The following is a 16,983-nucleotide window of genomic DNA, read 5'->3' as shown; positions in this document are numbered from 1 at the left end:
AAAGCATCCGGGTAAGGTCGTCGGCAGCGTCGAATGTGTATAAGAGACAGGATGAGGGACGCACGGGGACCGACCATGTCCAAGATTCCGGGTCCCATCGAACGCCGATAGTCTACGTGCGGACAAAAACGTCGCGGCCCGAGTTAATCGAGCCTCTTGTTAGCTCTCGCTAATCTCATCCGAGACACCATTAAGCCGTCTCCGGGTCGATAACGTACATGGTCGCCGTCACGGCCGGGATGCTCGTGGTGTTCGCACTTGTGGTCGTGACGATGGTCCTCTTCATGACCGAAGTGGTACCGCCGGATATGACCGCCATCGGCGTTATCGTGGCGCTCGTCGTTCTCGAACCGTGGACGCGAGTCGACCTCCAGACCGGCCTTTCGGGCTTTTCGAGCACGGCGACGATTACGATTCTCTCGATGTTCGCCCTCAGCGAGGGGGTTCGGCAGACGGGGGCGATTCGACTGCTCGGTGATGCGATCTCGCAGTTCACCCATGGCAACGAGAACAGATTACTCGGTGCGGTCGTCGGGCTAACCGGGCCAATCGCGGGCATCGTCAACAACACGCCGGTCGTGGCGGTGTTCATCCCGATGGTCTCCGACCTCGCCGACCAAGCGCAGGTGTCGCCGTCGAAACTGCTCATACCGCTTTCGTACGCCTCGATGCTCGGCGGGACGCTGACGCTCATCGGTACTGCAACAAATCTCGTCGCCAGTGAGGCGTACGCCGTCACGACCGGGAACCCGCCGTTTTCGATGTTCGTTTTTACGCCCCTTGGTGCGCTCGTGTTCGTCGTCGGTTCCGTGTATCTCTTGACCGTCGCCCCGCGGCTCCTTCCCGAGCGAATCGAACCGGGTAACAGAACGGCGAACTACGGCGTCGAGCCGTTTCTCGCCCGGGTGCTGGTCCCGTCTCGGTCGCCGCTTGTCGGCGCGCCCGTGAGGGAAGTCGCCGACGACACCCACCGCGACCTCAACGTCGACGTCCTCGACGTGCTCCGCGGCGGCGAACACTTCATCGCCGCCGACTCCGACCGGGAGGTGACGGCACGGGATATTCTCACCGTCCGCGGCGACCCCGCGACGATTCGTCGATTCTGTACCCTCGCCGACCTCCGATTTCTTCCGCGGGCATCCGTGACCGATGCCGAACTCGACCACCCCGAACGCGTGACGCTCGTCGAACTGGTCGTCCCGCGGGAATCAGGACTCATCGGCGAAACTATCGGGGAAGCGCGCCTCCGCGAGCGATACGACGCGACGGTGCTTGCCGTGCGCCGGCGCGGTGGCGACCTCATTCGCAAACACTTTCGGGATGTCGAACTCCGCACCGGTGACTCACTGCTCCTCCAGACGACGAACGAGGCGGCACGATACCTTCGCGAGAGCAGTGATTTCGTCGTGACGAGCGAGGTGTCTGAGAAAGTGATGGAACAAAACGGAGGGCTGTCACCGACGACAGGTCGGGCGTTTGCCATCGTCGCGGCGGTCATCGGACTGGCAGCACTCGGCGTCGTTCCCATCGCGATTGCCGCGCTCGGTGGCGTCGCGGCGATGGTCTCGACGGGATGTCTCTCGACGAGTGAGGCCTACGAAGCGGTGAGTTGGAACGTTATCTTCCTCCTCGCCGGGGTGATTCCGCTCGGTCGCGCACTCCAATTGACCGGTGGGGTCACGCTCATCGCCGACTTCCTCGGCATCGCCACGGCGTACCTCCCCGCGGTCGCCATTCTCGCCGCGTTCTACTTGCTCACGGGGCTTTTGGCGAACGTCATCACGCCCGTCGCGAGCGTCGTGCTCGTTGTACCCGTCGCCATCGACACGGCGTTCAGGCTCGGCGCGGACCCATTCGGCTTTGCCATCGCCGTCACGTTCGGCGGGAGCACCGCGTTTATGACTCCCATCGGCTACCAGACGAATCTCATGGTCTACGGACCCGGCGGATACCGCTTTACCGACTACCTCCGCGTCGGTGCGCCGCTGCAATTACTGCTGACGGTGGTGACGACGGTCGGCATCGTCCTCCTGTGGGGAATCTGACTTCATTCAGCCTGTGTTTGTTCAGAAGAGGTCTCGCTCGTGCTGTCTAAGTTCGAACCGTCTCTGCTATCCGAGTGTGAACCGTCTCTGCTATCAGTGTGAACCGTCTCTGCTATCAGTGTGAACCGTCTCTGCCGTCCGAGTTCGACGGCGAGTAGGCTGCCGGACCCGATGGGAGCGTCTCGGGGTCGTCGATGCTCAATCCCGTAGTGACGAGCAGACGCAGTCCACGGCGGACCGGCATGTCGAGTTCGCGGATTTCGTCGTCCGAGACCATGATGAGCGCGCCAGCGGTCGGGTTCGGACTGTGGGGAAGAAACACCGTGTAGAGGTCCGTTTCGAGCGCATTCACCACCGGCGACGGTGCCTCGTTGGTGACGAACCCAATCGAATAGACCCCCTCTCGCGGGTACTCGACGAGGACGACCCGGTCGTAGCCCGCGGTCGGTTCGGTAAGCGACTCCGAAACTTGCCGGACGCCGAAGTAGATGGTGCGGACGAGCGGGAGGAGTTTGACACCGCGTTCGAAACTACCGAAGAGTCGCTGGCCGAGGCTTATCGACGCGAGGTATCCAATGAGTGAGATAGCTATCGCGATGATGAACGCCGACAGCACCTGCGAGATTAGGACGATATCTCCCGAGTAGTTGAGCACCGTGGCGAGAAACGGCGTGACCTGTCGAACGAGTGGCCGTAGCGTCGTGGTGATACGGTTGAACGTGAACTGGAGGACGAACACGGTCACGGCGAGGGGCGAGACGAGGATTAGCCCAGTCACGAAACTGCTTCGGAGCCGTGAGAGAACGGTCATACGGGGACTGCGACCGATAAGAGTAAAATTGTATGGTCGAGTTAGCATGGCACATTCCTCCCGGACAGAAAACGCGGACTGCGAAACAAACGGCATCCATCACAGAAACGTGATAGAAAACAGAAATGAGAATGGTTAAGTCTCACCTCCCAAAGCAGTCAGTATGTTCACAGGCATTGTGGAAGGCTCGGGCGAAATCGTCGGCGTAACTGACACCGAGGGTGGTCGCCGCCTCCGCATCCGGACCGACCTCGCGTTCGACGACCTCCATCACGGCCAGTCCATTGCCGTCTCCGGCGTCTGTCTGACCGTCGAGGAGTTCGGCGACGACTGGTTCGAAGTCTTCCTCGCCACAGAAACCGTCGAGAAGACGTACCTCGGCGAGGTTTCGGAGGGCGACCGAGTCAACCTCGAACGCGCACTTGCGGCCGACGACCGGTTCGATGGGCACATCGTTCAGGGCCACGTCGACGGGACGACGACGGTCACGAACGTCGAACGAGTCGGTGACGACTGGTTCTTCGAGTTCGACCTCCCCGAGTCGCTGTCGAACTACGTCGTTCAAAAGGGGTCCGTCTGTCTCGACGGCATCAGCCTCACCGTGGCCGACCGGCGCGAGGACTCCTTTACTGTAGCTATCATCCCAACAACCTACGACCTGACGACGCTCTCCGAGAAGGACGCCGGCGACCCGATTCACGTCGAAGTCGACGTGATAGCGAAGTACGTCGAGTCGATGCTCGAGGGGTACACAGAGCGGTTACTGGTCGAGTAGACGGCTACTCGAAAATCGTCGACTAACGACGTTTTCGCGGTTCAGTCTTCGAACTCCGTCCGCTCTGACGTGAACGCCGCTGCACTCGGGCCGTTGTCGTGGGCGTCGTGGTACGCGTTACTGTAGCGGTGGAGTTTCCCGATAAGGTAGAGACCGAAGACGCCGTCGTAGATGATGACGTACACGAGGAACGACGGAAGTTCGCCGAGTCCCGTTATCGCCGAGACGGCGGTTGCGCCGAGACCGACCGTAGAGTTGTACGTCGCGTGGACGAGCGCCGCGAGGAGCAGTCCCTTGATGACGATTGGGCCGGCGTTCTCTCGGTTGAATTTGGCGAGGCCGAGGTAGTAGCCAGCGATGGCCGAGTAGATGACGTGGCCCGGACCGGCGAGTGCGCGAACCGCCGTAATCGTCCCGCCAGCACCGATGATTCCGACGCCGCTTGTGACACCGAGGTCGAGTCCGGAGGCTTGGAGGTTACGCGTGATGTACAGCGCGTTCTCGATGGTCGCAAACCCGAGTCCTGCCATCGCACCGTAGACCGCTCCGTCGATGACGGCGTTGAAACTGTCATGCGAGTAGGCGTAGAGCCTGACTGCGAGCAGTTTTACGACCTCCTCGACCGGGCCGACGACGAGATAGAAGAAGATGACGGAGCCGATGAAGCCGACCGACAGCGAGAGTTCGCTCGCAATCTGCTGGCCAGCGTTGCTCAAAAGCGAGTTGAGGACGGCCGCGAACGTCGCCGTGAGGACGCCGAGGAGGAACGTCACCACGAGTAACCACAGCGGCTCGTTATCCGTCACATCAGTGTAGTAGACGTACCCCGCGAGCCCGAGCGCCGGGAGGGCCGAAAGCAGCGTGAGAAACCCAACCTGCGGGTCGGTAATGGCGGAGAGGCCACCGATTAAGGCGAGGATAGTGAACGCTGTGAGTACGATAACGGCGCGAGACGAGACGTGCAACAGCCAGTGGAACGCCACCACGAGGCCATCGACAGAGGTTCGCTCCTCCCACGTTGCGATATCATAGAGGTCCGTCTCCCCGTCGGCGGCGCGTTCGACCGGGTCCTGTCTCCCTTCCATTAGGTGAAAAAGAGGGATTCATTTGGGTAATAGCTTCGCCCTGAGGCGACGCCGCGCCCGACCGAGCGAAGTTAAAACCTTCAACCCAAAGGGCGGATATGCACTTCGACCCCCGCGAACAGGCGGCGCTCCGCGAGGTCGGCCTCGATACCGACGACCTCCGGGCCGCGTCGGACCTCGTGAGTGACGCAGTCGAATCGGATGCCGAAAGCATCGAACAGTTCTTCGGCGACGGCGGCACGTTCTACTCCGACATGGAGATGGCCCACAGCGCCAGCGACGTACAGGAACACACCGTCGACCACGTCGACACCTACACGCACGGGGCTGAACTCCGCGGCTACCTCAAGTTCGATTCGTGGGGCGTCCCCATCGAGGGCGGACGCATCCTCTCGGAGGACGTAGTCGAACTCACGCTCGGACCGACCGTCGAAGGGCGCGTGAAGTTCGCTCACGACCCAGACGACCTATGAAGGTCCGCGTTCGGGGCATCTACACAACGGCGCTGACTCGGTTGTTCCTCGACGCCGGCCACAACATAGTCCAGGCCTCCGCGCCGATTCGAGAGCGGTTCGACACCGAGTTCGAGTCTACGGACCACGACGTGTCGGTCGAAACCACGCGAAACCGACAGGGTGTCGGCGCGATGGGAACGCCCGACGCAGTCGCCACCGCTACCGAGCAGTTGTGCGACCTCGGCATCGACACCTTCGCGTGGGACGACCCGGCCCCGACCGGTGCGGTGTTCGACGCCCGCGTAACCGAGACGCTCGGCGGCGGTGCCATCTGCGACCTCGGCGAGACGGAGGGGTATCTTTCCTACGGCGACTTCGACGGCCGTGTCGAGGTCGGCGACGAGGTCCGTGTGCAGATTTCCGAGTCGGCTCCGCCGTGGGCGAGTCGTCGCGCAGAACTGACGGGCGACATCCGCGCTATCGCCGGTCTCGCCACGCTCGACCCGGATACGGATGGCGTCCGCGTCGACACGCGAGACGAAGCCGCGGCCCGCGAACTCGCCGGGATGACCGACCTGCTCGGCGGTGACCCGCCGGAGGGGTGGGGAATCCGCTGGCACAGAGACGCCGTCGATGCCGACATGAGCGCGCTCGACGACGCGCTCGACCGGGCCGCCGAGGTCGCCAGCGAACTCGACGCAGCTCTCGACGAACCGGTCGATGCACCCCGCACGGTCGCCGCACCGACGGCGACGAACTGGGTCTGGTTCGGCCGCGAGACCCGTTTCGAACTCGACAAGCATCGTCGAGCCGTCGAGACGACGATGCCCGGCCATCACCGGACGAAGGCCGCGTCGCCGAAGGCCTCCGCGGGTGTCGACCTCGCCGAAGCACTCTGCGCATCGGTCGGCGACGGCGAATTCCCGTTCGGCGTGGTTACTGCGCAGTTCGGCCCACGCGAGGGCGACGACGTGGAAATCGGCCACGGGAAGCCCGACGGCCGACTCATCACTCTCGGCTCCGGAGAGGTTTCGGAATACGACCCCGAAGGAACCCTCGAACTCCGCCGCCAGATGACCGGCGGCGGAACCTACGACGCCCTCGGCGTCGACCGCGAGTCGGGCGACGTGGCGATAACGAAGTTCCGCGAAGGACGCTGGTGGTACCCAACCGTCTACCGAAGTTCGGAAGGCGGGGTGAAGGGGACTTACGTCAACATCTGTACTCCGGTGGAGTGCTTCCCGGACCAGATTCGCTACACCGACCTCCACGTCGACGTGGTGAAACACGCCGACGGTACCGTCGAGCGTGTCGACGACGACGAGTTAGAAGAGGCGGTCGAAGCCGGACATATCTCGGCGGAACTCGCGGAGAAAGCGCGGTCGGTGGCGTCGAGTCTGGAGTCGGCGCTGTCGGGATAACATCGCCTCGTCTGTCAATACGAAGTGATTTCACGGGGTGAGGATGTGCTTCCCAACGAATGGTTGACGCTGTGGCATTCGATTTGGGTGGGACGTTATTTCACGGAGAGAACGACGTTTCGAAGGCGACGGCGGCCCTGTACGAATGCCTGTGTGAGAGTGGATACGAACTCGAAGCGTCGGCGTTCGAGTCGATTTTGAGGGACGCCAGCGCTCGGTTCGCAGAGCAGTACCACAGAGACTATCGCCGGTTCCACTTCGGGACGTTCTCGGAGGTCTTTTTCGACGTGTGGGGGGAAGACGTCTCGGCGAAGGAGAAAGCGTTCTTAGACCGACTGTTCTGGGAGACGCGCTTGCAACACCAGCATCTGGACGAACACGCCGAATCCGTACTTCGATTCTGTCGCCGTCAGGGCTTCGTCACGGGGGTCATCTCGAACGGGAATCGGATGATGACCGAGACCCGCCTTGGGTCCGCTGATATCGCGGACAAGTTCGACGTAGTGCTGTATTCGACGGCGATTCAAGCGGAGAAGTCGACCGTCGAACCGTTCGAAATTTTCTTAGACGAAACCGGACTCGACGGGACGGACTGCGTCATGGTTGGAGACCGGTTAGACGAAGATATGTGGGCCGCAGAGGTCGGCATGACGACCGTTCACGTATCGAGGGAGTCGCCCATATCGCGGGGACCTGAACGAGAATCGGATTACGAAATCGACAATCTCGACGAATTACCGCGGCTCATCGGTGAACTCATGTAACTACCGCGGTCTGACTCTGAACCAAACCGAGCGAAGCGAGGTTCGGATTTTTGTCGCCAGAACACGGTACGTTCTGGCTGAACAGCCAGAAGTCGACGACTTCTGGCGGTGGTCCAGATTTTTTGGCAGGGTTCGAGGCGATGAAGTCGCCGAGGACCCTGTTAAAAAAAGGTGGTTAGAAATGTCCAGGGCCTTCGTCGCCGTACTGCAGTTCCCCGCCGCGACCGCCTTCGACGGTACTGCTCCCGTGGTCGCCCGAACTGGGGACTTTGACCTGTACGTCCGTTATCTCGTCGAACGTCATGATGAGGTCCGACTGAATGTTCTGGGCGGTGATGTTGGAGATGCCGCATCCGGCGCAGGCACCGCCGAGTTCGACGACGACCTCCCCGGACTCGGCATCGGCCTTGCGCACGACGCTGTTGCCGCCGTGCATCTGGATGATGGGCATCTGGCCGACCATCCACGTCTCGACGCGCTCTTTGAGACTCTCCGACTCGTCGCTCATGTTCAGAAGCTTCGTAGCCCACGTATGAGAATGAAACGGTTCTCACCACTCACAAACAGACGAGAGAAAGGCTGTCCCGGTTGTTCGTGATAGATTCGCGTGGTCGGTCGACGCACCACGTCACTCACTACGGCGACGATGCCGAGACCACCAGCTAGCAGCCACGAGCGCGGCGGTTCCAACGCCAAGCCCGAACCCCGTCGCGTCGGTCGTAGTGGATGTCGGAGTTGTCTCGGTCGCCGATGCCGTCGGCGTCGATTCTGCTCCGAAAGTCGCCGTCCCCGCGGAGTTGTGTGTGTTGTGTGATGAGTTAGTCGACGGTTCAGCACCGAGCGGCGGTGGGTCGCGTTGCTCGCCGGCGTGGTCGGGAAACGTGTAGAGCGCACCCAACCCGTCTCGGCCGCCCCAACTCGACGCGGCGAAGACGCCCTCGTCGGCGAAGGGGTAGGCGTACTGCGCGGTCCAGAAACTCGCACGAGTGGGGTCGCGCCACCACGCGAGTTCCATCGGGTCGGTCGGGTCCGATACGTCGTGGAGCTTCACACCACCACGGTACCACGAAGTGTAGAGGTGGCCGTCGTGGAAATCGAAGTTGTGTGCGGTGGTCCAGACGCCGCCGAACGTCGGGTCCGGGCTGGTCGGGGGGTCGATTGTCGATAGTCGCGTCGGATTCGACGGGTCGGAGATATCCCAGAGTTCGACTCCGCTCGGCCCGCCGACGAGGTCCGTCGTCTCGTCGTCACGTTCGATTTCGACGCCCCACGACTCGATGCCGACGCCGAGCAGGTCGCCGGAATCGTCGGTTGCGACGTAATGATGGTTTCCGGGCGGTGTTCGGCCCGCAAGTTGGCGCTGGCGAATCGGAAGGTCCGCAATCGTGTCTGGGTCACCAGGTGAGACAGACCCGAGTACCGAGGGGTCATCGGGGTCCGAAAGGTCGACAAGCCACGTACCAGCGTCCCAGAGTGCGATGTGCGCAATCTCGTCTTGGACCCACACGTCGTGGACGGCCCGAACCCCCGATGGAACGGTGGCCCAGCGCTCGTCCGCCGAGACGACGGACCAGCGACCGAGTTCGTCACCGGTCTCGATGTCGAGGACGACAAGCGGGTTTTCGTCGCCGTCGTTGGCGGTGAGATACGCTCGTCCGTCGGCAGCGAAGCAGTTGTGGATGGGGAATTCCGTCTCGTAGAAGCCGTGTTTCTCGGGAGCGTGTGGGTCGGAGACATCGACAACGAGGACGCCAGTTGGCGCACCCGGAAGCGGGTTCGCCGGACCGACGACGAGGAGTGTGTCGTCGTCCAGTTTCACGTCGAAGATGCCACGCAGCGGACCATCGTCGCGGTCTGCGAGCAGGTTGCGCCGCTCGGCGATGATGCGCGGCCGGTCGGGAGTCGAGATGTCGACTATCACGTAGCCGGTCGTTGCGGCGACGAAGGCCGTTTTCCCGTCGGGCGAGAGGACGGCTTCCTTCGCGCCGTCGATATCGATGCGGCCGAGCGGTTCGAACGGGCCAGGATGGGCGACTGCGGTGTGAGACGTGCCGGTGACGCCTGCGAGGAGGGCCGCACCGGTCACGTGAAGGAACTGGCGGCGGTCCACAGCTAGTCTCTGGGGTCAGAGGGGAAAAATAGGACGGCGACTGTCAGGGCAGGGGCATACTTGCTGGGCTGTAGAGTCACTGAGAATTGGAACGACGCCGAGGGGTGTGGGTGGGTGGGTGGGTGTGGGTGGCCCCATCGGCGTCGAATGGTCGGCAGTGGTGGTGGGGATGCCGACCGTCCCGTTCTAGGCTTCCGGTGGAACGCCCGTGCACCATGTGGTTCGGCGGGAACGGGGAAACGCCGACCGGCGCGCCGAGTTGTTCGGCGTCGTCGGGTGCACATCATCGCATTTTTCGAGGGAGGTTATAAGACTGCGCCACCGAATATCAGATTAGATAACTAAGTGGTGGATTTTGACCGACCAGTCGGCGGCTAAGGGAATCACTACGCGAATGCCGTAGTCGTAAGTAGTTCCTAGCCTCGGCAATGCTCTCACCGGAAGCATTCGTAAGCATCAGATTCGAGACTGGTCGCCAATTCCACCAACGCTACAACTGTTGCGTTCTCACGGTCTTACAACCGTGAGCGGTCTCCGGTCCCAGCGGTCATCGCACTTGCGAGTGCACCCTCGACGACCACTTCGTCGCCGAGCGTCGTGAGTTGAATCTCAGGAATGTTCGACATAACCATGTTGCTCATCTGTTCTCGGATTGGGTCCAACACCAAGTCGGGGTTGTTGAGTGCGACTGCGCCGCCGACGTAGATGATAAGCGGGGCGTACGCGTGAACGATATTGGCGACGCCCATCGCGTTCCAGTGGCCCAGTTGGCTGATGACGTGGTCGGCGAAGTCGTCCTTGCCAGCGTGTTCGAACACGTCCACTGCGGAGAACGTCGGGTTTTCTACCGGCAACGCGGTTTCGACGGGGTCTTCTTCGTGAAGTTCGCGGGCGTATTTCGGGATGTTGTTCCCCGAACAGTAGCCCTCCCAGTGTCCGTCGTGACCACACCCACACGTCATGAAGCCATGGGGGTCGAGCGTCATGTGACCGACTTCACCGGCGTTGCCGTCCCACCCATCGATGATGTGCCCGTCCACACAGACACCCGCACCGATACCGGAGGAGATAGTGAGATACACCATATCGTCGGGGTTCCGGTCCGAGTGGAACCGCTCGCCGATGACGCCGGCGTTGGTGTCGTTGTGGAGGTACACTTCGTCCGTATCGAGGAGCACCGAAATCGGACCGGTCAACGGAATCCGGTCGATGGTGTCCGGGAGGTTCGCCGGGTTCTCGACTGCACCCTCAGCCAAGTCGAGCGGACCAATCGCGCCGATACCGGCGGCAACTGCCTCGCTCGGGTCGATACCCGCTTCGTCACATGCCTCACGGACGACGCCGAGCACTGCCTCGGTAACTGCGATACCTGTCGGCCCGCGTGGAGTTCTATCACGGGACTGCCCGAGGACTGTTCCCTCGTCGTCGGCAACCACCGAACGGACGTTTGTCGCCCCCAGGTCGACGCCCACGTAGTACGCCATTATTCCCATAGGGATGCGCCCTCCACTTAACTAAGCGGGATTTTACACAGATTTACTCGTGAGTTGGTAACAGATTATTAGTTACCTATTCGATAGGATTCGCTGGAGATGTGGGATAGAATGGCCTATGGACAACCGTGAATCCGGTAACAACGGACGAAGGGATATCGCTACCCGCGAGAGAACATTTAGACGGTGTCTATTTCGTGTCCGCGCGGACGAACGTGACGGGGCACGGAGATTCGAGCATGACTTCCTGTGCGAGACTCCCGAAAACAGCCTTACCGGCTGGTGAGCGCTTTCGACCACCGACGATGAGCCGGTCAGCGTCGACGTCGCCTGCGAGTTCGATGAGTTTCTCACCGTGGTCGCCGACTGGACCGCGAATCTCGTAGCTGACGCCTGCGTCGTCGAATCGACGGACGAGGTCGCGGACGGTCGCGTGTCGCCGCGCGACGTCATCTCCCGAGACTTCCTCGGCAGTAACGTCGAAGTCGAGGTTGTCGAGCGCGTCGTTGTACTCCGCTTTCGTGAAGACGTGACCGATGACGACCGTCGCACCGGTCGGGCCCGCAACGTCGATACTCTCTTCGGCGAGTCTGTCGAGTCGGTCCGCATCGCTCGCGCCAACGGCGAGCAAGATAGTTTCGATAGCCATACCACAGGGTTCGAACCGGCATCACTTAACCGTGCCGGGAGTTTTTACTCAAATTCGAAATAAAAATTCGTCTTGCTACGGTTTGCAGTCGCTCACAGGCGGTGTGTCGAATGGTAGCATCATGTAGTTTCCGCTGGGTAGAGGGCGTCATCCGATAGCTGGCAAACAGGTCCGAATCAGTCATCCCATTCGAATCGGTGGTGTGGCTACTCAGAGAACAGCCTGCAAGAAAACCGAATCGCGCTACAGGTGACTCAGAAGTCAGGTGAGTCGTCTTCGACTGCGCGTTTCATCGAGTTGCGGCGCGACTTCGCATCGCGACCCGTCGCTTCGAGCAGGAAGTCGTTTTTCGCGCTGACGGCTTCGCCAGCGGCTTCGAGGTCCTCAGGAGCCAGATCCGCCGGGTCAGCTTCTTCGAAGTTGACTGCGAGTTTGTCCTTCTTTCCGCTGTACTCGACGGCCCCGGCGACGACGCGCTTGAACACGGGGTTTTCGGGTTCGTCGATGACGTACAGTTCGCTTCCTTTGTACTCTTCAGTTCCCGTAATCGAACCGAAGTAGTCCTCGACGGTCGCTTCCATGTCGGGGATTCGTTCTTCGAGCGTCTCCCCACGACGCATCTTGTACTCCTTCATGGACGCCTTTTCGACAGGGGATGGTTTACCTGTTTCGTGACTCTGCAACGCCTGCGACGGCGTGGCGCGGTCAGGATTCCCGCTCTGCGATGTACCCTTTTTTACACTCGGGGCAGATGTCGCCCGCGCGCATCGATGAGGCTGACGCGCCGCGAGCATGCCCGCAGTTCGGGCAGTAGTACTCGATTGCTTCGTCGGGCGCTTCGCTCGCGACGTTCGTCTCGTCAGCGCGGACGAAGTCGTCTTCGCTTTCGGCGTCGATGTACTGGCCGTTCGACTCGGGTGCTGTGGACCCGTTGCCCTCCGGCGCCAGACCGCCGCCGAAAGAGACGGAGACAGGCTCGCCGTCGTCCGGTTCCGCGTCCCATCCTTCGTCTTCGCCCGGCGGGTCCGGCCACGCGCCGCGCTTGCGGGTCTGTTCAGGTGCTGCGTCGGTCTCGTCCACTTCGGCGTCCGCGTCGATGAACTCTGCGTCGTCGCCCTCAACGGGCGTCTCGGGCATCGGGTCGTCGGTTTCGACCTCGTCGACCTCGTCGGGCCACTGCGTCCGGTCGCGCTGGACCGACTCTTCCTCGTCCTCGCCGAGGATGATGGCGTCGTCGGTGACCGGCGGCGCGTCGACGGCGTCCGCCTCCTCAGCGTCGGGCGTCTCGTCGGCTGTCGGGTGGTCCCCCGTCGACTGTACTTCGGCTTCTGCTTCGGTACCCGCTCCTGCTCCGGTCTCCGTCTCCGGGTCCGGCGCTGTCTCGATATCCGGGCTGTCGGCCTCGTCAGTGCCCGGCATCGGGTTTGCAGGTTCGAATCCCGCTGCCGCTGTTTCGGCTTCACCTTCCGTCATCCCGAGTTCTTCGGGGGTCCGAATAGCGGTCACCTCCTTGTTCTCGCTGATTACCTGTTCTTGTCCGCACCGCGTGCAGACTTGTAGTTCTCGAATCGACACGACCACCTCGTCGCCGCGTTCCTCGCGCTCCCGTTCCGTCTCGGAATCTCCGTAGGAGTGCCCGAGAAGACGGCAAGTAAGTCCCATTACGCGAGGATTCCGGGATTCGGGAACAAAAAGGTACCCCCTGCCTGTCGGACGCCCGTCAGACGGTCGGTACAGGTAAACAGGAGGCGAACGATATGTCGGCTATGAGAGCGAGGCGGGAGTTTCGGAATCGCCGTGACATCGAGGTCGCGGTGCTCGACGCGCTCGTCGACCGCCACGACGAGGGAATGACGGTATTCGAACTCCGGGCTGCCGTCGACGCCGACATCGACACCATCGAAGAGGCGCTGTCGGCGCTCAAAGGAGAGAACCTCATCGTGGTCGAAGAGTCACAAACGCGGGTGCTCATCCACCCGGACGAGCGCGTCGTTCCGGACCCCAGCGAAGACATCGAAGACGATGAGTCGCTGTTCGACCGACTCCGCGGCCGACTCGGACTGTAACACTCTGAGCCGGGTTCGACACCACTCGCGAGACGCCCGCGCGAAACCGGGTGTCTCGACCGCGAGTGGGAGGGTTTTACGCGCTGAAATCAAAACGGGGAGTAATGACACTCGTCGCCGATATTCACGAGGCCCACGGTGCGACGTTCGAGACGCGCGGCGGAGTCGAAGTCGTAAGCAACTACGGTCGTCCCGAGCGGACACATCGCGCCGTCCGCAACGGTGTCGGGGTCATCGAACACGGCTACGGCGTCGTCGTCGTCGAGGGCGAAGACCGAATCGAGTACGTCGACAACGCCGTGACGAACACCGTTCCGGCAGAAGATGGAGAGGGCGTCTACGCGCTTCTGCTCGACCCTGACGGCCGAATCGAGACAGAGTTGTACATCTACAACGCCGGCGAGCGACTGCTGCTCTTTACGCCGCGGGACCGCGCGGAGCCGCTCGTCGAGGAATGGCGCTCGAAGACGTTCCTCCAGCGCGTCCGCATCCGCGACGCCTCCGACGAGTTCGGCGTCTTCGGCGTCCACGGCCCGCAGTCGACCGAGAAAGTCGCGAGCATCCTCTCCGGCGCGGGTGCGCCCGAACCCGAATTGTCCTTCGTCCGCGGCTCTATCGGCGGTGAACTCGGTGTGACTGTCGTCGCCTCCGACAACCCCACCGGTGAGGAGGGCTACGACCTCATCTGCCGGGCACAGGATGCCGAAGACGTGTTCGAGGCGCTGCTGCTCTACGGCAACCCGGCGATTCCTCTCGGCTACCAGACGTGGGACAGTCTCACCGCTGAGGCCGGAACGCCACTTTTCGAGACGGAACTGCGCGGAAACGTGCCGAACGTCGTCGGTCTCCGTCACGCAATCGACTTCGATAAGGGCTGTTTCGTCGGCCAAGAGGTCGTCTCGAAGGTCGAAAACCGCGGCCAGCCCTCGCGCCGTCTCGTCGGCTTCCGCGCCGACGAACGTCCGGAAGCGGGAACTGGTTCGCTCCCGGAGGGTGTGCTCCCAGAAACGGGGGCTGACGTGCTCGCCGACGGCGACTCGGTCGGGACCGTCACTCGTGCCGTCGACGCCCCGGTCGTCGGGTCGACCATCGGGTTCGCGCTCGTCGGTTACGACCTCGACACCGACGAACTCGCAGTCGTCGTCGATGGTGAGCAGGTTCCAGTGACTCGCGCGACGCTGCCGTTTGTCGAGGGGAGCGCCCGCTCGGCGCGGATTCCGGCGTATCTGGAATCGGAGGAATAGGAACCGACGAGGGGAAACGCCCCCGTCTCGTCCTCAGAACAACTTCTTCAGGTGTTCACGCGAGAAGAACGAACTCGGTTTGTCCATGTGAACGCCGATTTCACCCGACAGCCCCCGGAGTCCGACGTGCTGGAGCCACTCGGGGAACGAGTAGCACTTGCGCACGAGGTGGCCGAGTCGAATCTCTCTGGAGAGCGTGTCGCGCCACGCCTCCTCGTAGTCGGCGAGTGTCTCCGGGTCGTCGGGGTCGATGACCGCGGCTGCGTGGTCCGCGGACGTCATCCCATAGAGGATGCCGCCGCCGGTAAAGGGCTTTGTCTGTGCGGCGGCGTCGCCGATGAGGAACGCCCGTCGGGTCGTCGTTCGGTCCGGAGGGCCGATAGGAATTGCGCCGGAACAGAAGTGCTCCGTCTCCACGTCGTAGGTGTTCGTGAGCACGTCGAACATCTCGTTGACTTCCGCACCCGGCGGAGCGGCGAGACCGTACTCGACGCCCGCATCACCGCGCGGGATGCGCCACGCGAAAAAGCGCGGGACCGTGAGGTGAACGTCAACGAAGTCGCCATCGTCCGGTTCGGGGTCGAAGGCGAGGACGCCGTGGAGCGTCTCTGTCGGTTCGGGAAGGTCGAGCGACCGGCGGACCCGAGAGGTCGGGCCGTCACAACCCGCGACCATCTTCGCCTCGAAGGAGACGGTCCCGGCCTCGCCGGCCACGCTGACTGTCAGCCGAACCCGGTCATCGAGTTCGTCGATTGCGGTGACGGTGTAGCCCTCACGAACGTCCGCACCGGCCTCGCGGGCGCAGTCGGCGAGCGTCCGGTCGAGTTCGACGCGGTCGATGACGTTCGAGACTTCGGACTGTTTGTAGAACGGGTAGGCCTTCGAGTTCGGGCCGCCGACGTGGAAGTCGGCCCCGTAGATGCGATTCTGAAAGAGGTGGTCACGCGCCTCGTCGGGGACGTAGTCCCAGATATCGGTGCTAACGTGGCCGGAGCACGCGAGGGGCGTCCCGACCTCGCCTTTCTCCAGTGCGAGCACGTCGTAACCCGCCTCGGCCGCGCGGCGAGCGAACCGCGCACCGGCGGGACCGACGCCGACGACGGCGAAATCGTACATAATCGGGCGTTGGCGCGACGACTCATGAATCTTCTCGCTTCGGACGGCGAACGAACCGACTCGGCAATCGACCACATCTGGCCTACTCGGCAATCGACCACATCTGGCCTACTCGACAACCGCAAGTCCCGACGCAGTCTGTCGCTCCCCCGGCCACGGAATATCGAGTCGGCTCCACGAATCGCCGAAATCGGTCGTTCGGTAGAGGCCGCGGTCGTTCACGGCGTAACACTCGCCCGCGGCCCGTCCGGCAGCCAAGACGGCGCGCGTGACGCCGGTGCCGGTCGGAAGGCCAGTCTCGTCGAGGCGTTCCCACGGCTCGTCGTCGTGGCGGCGGTAGAGGAAGGTCTCAGCAGTCTCGACCGAGTGGGCGCGCATCGCGCTGCTCGCGGCAGTCACGAGGGCCGAATCGGGGTCCCCCGAGTCGACGACGACGCTCCAGCAGTAGCCATGGCCGAGTCCTTCTGTCGGCGTCGTCCATGTTTTCCCGCCATCGTTACTCTCGGCGTAGCCGTCGCCCGCGGCAACCCAGACGTGTCCCGGCTTGTCGGGATGTGTCGTCATCGAGTGAACGTCTCGCTTACTCGACGGCACGCGGTCCTGCCACGTCTCGCCGCCATCAAGCGACCGGACGAGCGCGCCCGCTTCGATTGCAACGAAGAGCCTATCGGGGTCCGTCGGGTCCACTTCGATCCAACGCGCATGGTGGGTGTGTGGCCGCGGCGGGAACGCCCACATTGACGATGATTCGAGGTCCGAGAGTGGAGGAAGTTCAGTCCACGTCTCACCCCCGTCAACCGACCTGAACACAGCCGATGGTTCGCTTCCGGTGTAGACCACGTCGGGGTCGGTGGGGGAGATAGCGAGGCTCGTCACCGACTCCAGAACGGCGTCTTCCCCCACTGAGGGCCACGGATCACCACCGTCTCTCGTCCGGAACACTCCTGCA

General features: G+C 62.5%; 17 protein-coding genes. 7 read left to right on the top strand and 10 right to left on the bottom strand.

All coding sequences use genetic code 11. From position 1 onward, the window contains the following. The first annotated feature begins 218 nt into the window (after window positions 1-218). Complete coding sequence (locus QT222_RS18605) at window positions 219-2,045, top strand: SLC13 family permease (RefSeq protein ID WP_004058091.1); 1,827 nt, start codon at window positions 219-221, stop codon at window positions 2,043-2,045. A 115-nt stretch (window positions 2,046-2,160) separates the two neighbouring features. Here QT222_RS18605 and QT222_RS18600 read toward each other — a convergent pair whose 3' ends face one another. Next, on the bottom strand, window positions 2,161-2,856 hold the full coding sequence (locus QT222_RS18600; RefSeq protein ID WP_491478031.1) for a DUF502 domain-containing protein: 696 nt from the start codon (window positions 2,854-2,856) through the stop codon (window positions 2,161-2,163). 163 nt (window positions 2,857-3,019) lie between these two features. Between QT222_RS18600 and QT222_RS18595 the strand changes: the two genes are divergently transcribed. After that, a complete protein-coding gene (locus QT222_RS18595; RefSeq protein ID WP_491478030.1) occupies window positions 3,020-3,631 on the top strand; it encodes a riboflavin synthase in 612 nt (203 codons plus the stop codon). A 41-nt stretch (window positions 3,632-3,672) separates the two neighbouring features. On the opposite strand, the gene QT222_RS18590 is transcribed toward QT222_RS18595, so the two are convergent. After that, complete coding sequence (locus QT222_RS18590) at window positions 3,673-4,716, bottom strand: PrsW family intramembrane metalloprotease (protein ID WP_004058098.1); 1,044 nt, start codon at window positions 4,714-4,716, stop codon at window positions 3,673-3,675. A 98-nt stretch (window positions 4,717-4,814) separates the two neighbouring features. On the opposite strand from QT222_RS18590, the gene QT222_RS18585 reads away from it, so the two are divergent. Genes QT222_RS18585 through QT222_RS18575 form a run of 3 tightly spaced genes read left to right on the top strand, consistent with a single transcriptional unit; the run spans window position 4,815 to window position 7,356 of the window. Next, the gene (locus QT222_RS18585) at window positions 4,815-5,189 is read left to right on the top strand and encodes a DUF7532 family protein (RefSeq protein WP_004058099.1); all 375 of its coding nucleotides are present in this window, start codon (window positions 4,815-4,817) and stop codon (window positions 5,187-5,189) included. After that, window positions 5,186-6,592 carry a ribonuclease FAU-1 family protein gene (locus QT222_RS18580; RefSeq protein ID WP_491478029.1) on the top strand — a complete coding sequence of 469 codons (1,407 nt, stop codon included), beginning with the start codon at window positions 5,186-5,188 and terminating at the stop codon, window positions 6,590-6,592. Before QT222_RS18585 ends, QT222_RS18580 begins: the two co-directional genes overlap by 4 nt. A gap of 59 nt (window positions 6,593-6,651) precedes the next feature. Further along, window positions 6,652-7,356, top strand: a complete 705-nt coding sequence (locus QT222_RS18575; protein ID WP_491478028.1) for an HAD family hydrolase — start codon at window positions 6,652-6,654, stop codon at window positions 7,354-7,356. Window positions 7,357-7,531: 175 nt separating this feature from the next. Here QT222_RS18575 and QT222_RS18570 read toward each other — a convergent pair whose 3' ends face one another. The 6 genes from QT222_RS18570 to QT222_RS18545 all read right to left on the bottom strand — a co-directional run bounded on the left by QT222_RS18570 (window position 7,532) and on the right by QT222_RS18545 (window position 13,270). Continuing rightward, window positions 7,532-7,864: a NifU family protein gene (locus QT222_RS18570; RefSeq protein ID WP_004058105.1), complete on the bottom strand. Its 333-nt coding sequence runs from the start codon at window positions 7,862-7,864 to the stop codon at window positions 7,532-7,534. A 120-nt stretch (window positions 7,865-7,984) separates the two neighbouring features. Further along, a complete protein-coding gene (locus tag QT222_RS18565) occupies window positions 7,985-9,466 on the bottom strand; it encodes an LVIVD repeat-containing protein (RefSeq protein ID WP_491478027.1) in 1,482 nt (493 codons plus the stop codon). A 515-nt stretch (window positions 9,467-9,981) separates the two neighbouring features. Then, window positions 9,982-10,950, bottom strand: coding sequence for an ROK family protein (locus QT222_RS18560; protein WP_004058109.1), 969 nt, complete (start codon window positions 10,948-10,950; stop codon window positions 9,982-9,984). A gap of 199 nt (window positions 10,951-11,149) precedes the next feature. Then, the gene (locus tag QT222_RS18555; protein ID WP_491478026.1) at window positions 11,150-11,608 is read right to left on the bottom strand and encodes a universal stress protein; all 459 of its coding nucleotides are present in this window, start codon (window positions 11,606-11,608) and stop codon (window positions 11,150-11,152) included. Window positions 11,609-11,862: 254 nt separating this feature from the next. Further along, entirely contained in the window at window positions 11,863-12,243 is a 381-nt protein-coding gene (locus tag QT222_RS18550; protein ID WP_004058112.1) for a DUF5611 family protein, read from the bottom strand. Between the two features lie 70 nt (window positions 12,244-12,313). After that, window positions 12,314-13,270 (bottom strand): DUF7093 family protein, encoded by a 957-nt coding sequence (locus tag QT222_RS18545; RefSeq protein ID WP_004058113.1) that lies wholly within the window; start codon window positions 13,268-13,270, stop codon window positions 12,314-12,316. A 104-nt stretch (window positions 13,271-13,374) separates the two neighbouring features. On the opposite strand from QT222_RS18545, the gene QT222_RS18540 reads away from it, so the two are divergent. Both QT222_RS18540 and ygfZ read left to right on the top strand, forming a co-directional pair. Then, window positions 13,375-13,674, top strand: a complete 300-nt coding sequence (locus tag QT222_RS18540; protein ID WP_049917444.1) for a DUF6432 family protein — start codon at window positions 13,375-13,377, stop codon at window positions 13,672-13,674. A gap of 104 nt (window positions 13,675-13,778) precedes the next feature. Continuing rightward, on the top strand, window positions 13,779-14,918 hold the full coding sequence (gene ygfZ, locus QT222_RS18535; RefSeq protein WP_004058115.1) for a CAF17-like 4Fe-4S cluster assembly/insertion protein YgfZ: 1,140 nt from the start codon (window positions 13,779-13,781) through the stop codon (window positions 14,916-14,918). Between the two features lie 33 nt (window positions 14,919-14,951). Here the strand turns inward: ygfZ and QT222_RS18530 are convergent, their stop codons facing one another. Further along, on the bottom strand, window positions 14,952-16,034 hold the full coding sequence (locus QT222_RS18530) for a geranylgeranyl reductase family protein (RefSeq protein ID WP_004058116.1): 1,083 nt from the start codon (window positions 16,032-16,034) through the stop codon (window positions 14,952-14,954). Between the two features lie 108 nt (window positions 16,035-16,142). Beyond that, the coding region (locus QT222_RS18525) for a WD40/YVTN/BNR-like repeat-containing protein (protein ID WP_491478025.1) at window positions 16,143-16,983 on the bottom strand (841 nt) is incomplete at its 5' end.

This window comes from Haloferax sp. s1 (genome assembly GCF_058382125.1).
The sequence above is the reverse complement of the archived record's forward strand: the minus strand, read 5'-3'. Positions and strand labels throughout refer to the sequence as shown.

Coding starts and splice junctions, on each gene's coding strand:
- QT222_RS18545 (WP_004058113.1), bottom strand. CDS start 13,270: ATGGGACTTACTTGCCGTCTTCTCGGGCACTCCTACGGAGATTCCGAG.
- QT222_RS18585 (WP_004058099.1), top strand. CDS start 4,815: ATGCACTTCGACCCCCGCGAACAGGCGGCGCTCCGCGAGGTCGGCCTC.
- ygfZ (WP_004058115.1), top strand. CDS start 13,779: ATGACACTCGTCGCCGATATTCACGAGGCCCACGGTGCGACGTTCGAG.
- QT222_RS18590 (WP_004058098.1), bottom strand. CDS start 4,716: ATGGAAGGGAGACAGGACCCGGTCGAACGCGCCGCCGACGGGGAGACG.
- QT222_RS18575 (WP_491478028.1), top strand. CDS start 6,652: ATGGTTGACGCTGTGGCATTCGATTTGGGTGGGACGTTATTTCACGGA.
- QT222_RS18555 (WP_491478026.1), bottom strand. CDS start 11,608: ATGGCTATCGAAACTATCTTGCTCGCCGTTGGCGCGAGCGATGCGGAC.
- QT222_RS18550 (WP_004058112.1), bottom strand. CDS start 12,243: ATGAAGGAGTACAAGATGCGTCGTGGGGAGACGCTCGAAGAACGAATC.
- QT222_RS18570 (WP_004058105.1), bottom strand. CDS start 7,864: ATGAGCGACGAGTCGGAGAGTCTCAAAGAGCGCGTCGAGACGTGGATG.
- QT222_RS18560 (WP_004058109.1), bottom strand. CDS start 10,950: ATGGCGTACTACGTGGGCGTCGACCTGGGGGCGACAAACGTCCGTTCG.
- QT222_RS18595 (WP_491478030.1), top strand. CDS start 3,020: ATGTTCACAGGCATTGTGGAAGGCTCGGGCGAAATCGTCGGCGTAACT.
- QT222_RS18540 (WP_049917444.1), top strand. CDS start 13,375: ATGAGAGCGAGGCGGGAGTTTCGGAATCGCCGTGACATCGAGGTCGCG.
- QT222_RS18530 (WP_004058116.1), bottom strand. CDS start 16,034: ATGTACGATTTCGCCGTCGTCGGCGTCGGTCCCGCCGGTGCGCGGTTC.
- QT222_RS18600 (WP_491478031.1), bottom strand. CDS start 2,856: ATGACCGTTCTCTCACGGCTCCGAAGCAGTTTCGTGACTGGGCTAATC.
- QT222_RS18605 (WP_004058091.1), top strand. CDS start 219: ATGGTCGCCGTCACGGCCGGGATGCTCGTGGTGTTCGCACTTGTGGTC.
- QT222_RS18580 (WP_491478029.1), top strand. CDS start 5,186: ATGAAGGTCCGCGTTCGGGGCATCTACACAACGGCGCTGACTCGGTTG.